A 3,823-nucleotide genomic window follows, 5' to 3' on the forward strand; every position below is an offset into this window, starting at 1 on the left:
AGGATCCACTATGTCAGCACTTTTTAACTCTTTAGGTTCAAGGCTGTTTAATGTTACTTTAAGACCAAAGTCATACTCATAGGAAACATCGCGTAGATTGTGATAAATGTGCCCAAAAGTTAGTGCGAAACATCGATCTCTTACTGGAAGAAAAATTAACGCTCCCTTACTTTCTTGTTCTAAATTCCCGCCAATTGAGAAGTAATTCACCCACCAAGGAGTTGTTTTAAATCTGTCAGAAATAAATAAACTTGCACCCTGTGGGAGGTTTTGAGCCTGAAAGTCATCGAGAAGTTGATGATCTGGCTTGAGGGAGTTCTGTGCGTTGTAGCCTGCTTTAAGCAAAAAAATAGAAAAAGACCTTGTTTTCATATCATTTCAGCCCTTTGAGAGGTAAGCAGTTATGAAGTTACTTGTATTTGAGAAAAGTTTACATTTTTACTCATACTAATCGTGATATAGGTCAAACATACCGCCTACTGGTGACTATGCTAACCCACTGAGTCATAGAGGCGGTCACTAACTGAAGTATTGTTTCAAGAGCACCAGGATGCTCTCTGCGCGGTTTTTCTTTAAAAGTAGTGTATTTCATAGTGCCAAATTTGGAGACGCTCAAAACGCGTCTGGTGAAGCTATGTAACCTATGATTGCAACCGCAGACCTTCCACGCTTTCTGATGGTAGATTCATCACTGTTTTAATGCTGGTTTCGATGCTGCGAATAATGTCTTCGCGTGGGCCGCTGCGCCAGTCATCACTTGCATAAAAAGCATTGAGCACCGCAGCCATTTTTTCAGCGCTGTCAAAGGTGCGAATGAGGTAGTAGTAATCCGGGTCATGAAGCGAGTTGCCAAACGAAACAACATCGATCCCGTGGCGTTGGTGAAGGGGAACGCTGATTTCCTGCATGATGGCGTGAAAAGTGGCACCGCTGCCTTTGCGTAAGGTGTATTGCAGTATTTCGACGGTTCTCAAGCGTTATCTCCGTGTCGCCCTTGGGCGTATCTTAGTTGATAACAATAAAGTAAACCGGACTGGGCCATGAAGCTACCGCTAATCAGACAGCCATCCGTGAGCAGAAGCCGCGATATGCGGTTCAAACGCGCTGTAAGGCTCACTGGCGAGTTTTTTATCAAGGGTAGTGGAAATCATGGTGCGGAATTCGCAGCTCTTTCGTAGCTCGACTGGTGCAGCTAGATGAATCAGATGTAACCTTCAACAAGTAGCCACCTTCGGAACATTTTAACAACCTGAGGAGCACGGACGTTTATGGCGACTTACCGGCAGATTGCCGATGATGTTAAATCCCGAACGGGGAGAACAGTCAAAACATGTTGGATAGCGCATGTAAAGTCATTGCATGGGCTAACCCGCCGCGTATCTCCAAACCGCATTGACACCGAAAGCCGGGTTTATCCTTGCCCTGAGCAGTGGGTAGCGGAGATCGAGCAATCAATGAGAAATCTGGGTGAGCTTTAGCTTTACCGCGCCGCTTAACTTTGGAGGGTGTTTGCCTCTATAAGGAAAAGCCTGCAACCGCCGAAGTTTTTGGACGCAATGCCTGAAAGGGGGGCTGGCAAACCTAGGAGATCCACTTTTCGGCGCGATAATTTTTCCGGTAGCTTTTGTCGTGTGGGTTGGGGGATCTGGTGAGTTCTAAGCTAAAACTTCAAGACAACAAGAACGTGGTTCTTGAGTTGTTTTTCTTCTTAACTTCTTGTTTTGTTTTTATATGTTTTATAAACCTCTTTTCTGGGGAGCAAAACTAGCCCTAAGGGCCAATGCGATGAGTTGCAGTGAGGCACTTGGCTAATCAGGCTTCCAGAGTTTTAACCTCTTCTCCGGGTCCCTGCTTGGATCGGCGATGTGAGCTACTCTGCTTTAAAAAGGGCTCACGACGTAAACCCTTTGCAAAACATGATAACTCACTATTCTTATTGGCTGTGCAAGTCCAAGACTCAGCACCTTACACAACCTCACGCACCCTGGCATACGCCGCCTTTCGGAACCAGACCAGTGGGTAACGGTGCGCCCGCTTTAAACCCCGGCTCCGCTAGTTGTAGAGCCTTGTTGATACGCCATTTTGGGTAAGCGTCTGTATACCAAAACCCCAAAATGTATACTGATAGTAACATTTTGAGGCTTCAGTGCAAGAGCGTTATCTTGTTTAGAGTTGTTCAATAAAGCGTTTAAAGGGGGCCGCTGCTCGTTCTCCATGATGTTCTTCCACCCAAAAGGCAAGCGGCTCAAGATTTGAAGCTGTCAGTAATTTTTGTGCAAGCGGTATGATCTCTTGGGCCATGTTAATTTTTGCTTGAATGTTGCTTGCTTCTTTGGACAATTGTGCAAGTTCACGAGACTTCAAATTATCGACATCACAATCTATTAATTGCCTTAGTGTTTGTGTAACGCTACGGATCAGTAGTTCTTTGAGATCATTGTCTTTAGACATTGCTTCGAGGTGGTTAATCGAGCCTGTAACGATAGTAATGTAATAAGGTTGGCCACGAAATTTATCCTCCAAAGACGGATTCATGGAAAAATCCCGCTCTCTTTCTTCTTTCGATGCAAGACGAGAAGAGAGTAGCTCTTTACGTCTCTCCTTAAGCATTTTACGAATTTCGTTAGCCGCTGCCTCACCAATTACACCGCGATTACGGAGTCTCTCAATACGAGAGTAGATCCAATCAGCCCCTTTAGGCTGTTTCCGTAATCCCTCGACATGCTCAAGGAGTTGTGATGCAGTTTCTTTTGCCTTGCGGACGTTGTCGCGTTGTAGTGAGGTTTTAACATCTCGATCAAACCGCGTCTTCATTTCGACGAAATCTACGGAAAAGTAGTTTTTGCCACAATCTTTTCCGATGTTGGTTTCGTAACCTTCTTTTGTCACTACGATATAACCACGTTTATGCGGTTGATGACATGTTGTGAGTCCACACGGAACATCTTCTGGAAATTGGTAGCTACCGATGATCTCTTTAAGGTCAACGTTTGTAGGGTTGATGTTTGAGCGAAAATGCGGGCGCTCAACGATATCACGCCAACTGCTGATCTCAATGATTCCCTTGACTGTGTTGAGAGCAATCATTTTTGTTCCTTTTTTGGCCCAGAGAATTTCATGTTATGCCATCCGGTTTTCCGCGGCAACGCTCTGCTGTATGTATAAACAGATCCGGAGTGCCAACAAACGACCGTTTTCTGGCACCTCTTCGCAGGTATCTTCCGGGATGTTGAAAAATTAGCCTTGGCAATTGCTGGCAGGCGTCCTATTGTTGACACCGTTTTCTGACAGGTATTGAGAGGTGTTGAGAATGGCGATTTTTGGCTACGGGCGTGTTTCGACATCGCAGCAGGATACTGAGAACCAGCGTCTGGAACTTGAACAAGCTGGGTGGACGTTCGACTTTTGGTTTACTGATGTTGTTAGCGGGAAGGTTCCGGCGGTGCAACGTAAAGAGTTTTCTGAAATGCTCAGCAAGATCCGCGATGGTGAAACGTTGGTAGTTGCGAAACTAGACCGTCTGGGACGTGATGCGATTGACGTTCTGCAAACTGTCAGGACGTTGGCTGACCGAAATATTAAGGTTATTGTCCACCAGCTTGGCACGACTGAGCTCACCTCCGCTGCGGGTAAGCTTCTGCTGTCAATGCTGGCAGCGGTTGCAGAGATGGAGCGCGATCTTTTGATTGAACGAACTCAAGCGGGGCTGTCACGAGCAAAAGCTGAAGGCAAGAAGTTGGGCAGACCTTCTAAAATCGCACCAGAAGCCCGTAGGGCGATTATAGAGAAAAAGAATAGCGGAACTAGTATCAGTGCGTTAGCG

4 protein-coding genes are annotated in these 3,823 nt (G+C 45.9%); 1 reads left to right on the forward strand and 3 read right to left on the reverse strand.

All coding sequences use genetic code 11. From position 1 onward, the window contains the following. The 3 genes from IPZ49_RS22645 to IPZ49_RS22655 form a co-directional block, all read right to left on the reverse strand. Positions 1-372: TIGR04141 family sporadically distributed protein (locus tag IPZ49_RS22645; protein ID WP_193762883.1), on the reverse strand; the 372-nt coding region annotated here is incomplete at its 3' end. Between the two features lie 269 nt (positions 373-641). Then, positions 642-974, reverse strand: a complete 333-nt coding sequence (locus tag IPZ49_RS22650) for an NIPSNAP family protein (protein WP_038424120.1) — start codon at positions 972-974, stop codon at positions 642-644. Between the two features lie 1,192 nt (positions 975-2,166). Next, positions 2,167-3,087: a hypothetical protein gene (locus IPZ49_RS22655; RefSeq protein ID WP_063146725.1), complete on the reverse strand. Its 921-nt coding sequence runs from the start codon at positions 3,085-3,087 to the stop codon at positions 2,167-2,169. Positions 3,088-3,310: 223 nt separating this feature from the next. Between IPZ49_RS22655 and IPZ49_RS22660 the strand changes: the two genes are divergently transcribed. Continuing rightward, positions 3,311-3,823 (forward strand): recombinase family protein (locus IPZ49_RS22660; RefSeq protein ID WP_193762884.1); only part of this gene is annotated, 513 nt, incomplete at its 3' end.

It is taken from the genome of Enterobacter cloacae complex sp. S2 (genome assembly GCF_015159675.1).
Classification (GTDB): Bacteria; Pseudomonadota; Gammaproteobacteria; order Enterobacterales; family Enterobacteriaceae; genus Enterobacter; species Enterobacter intestinihominis.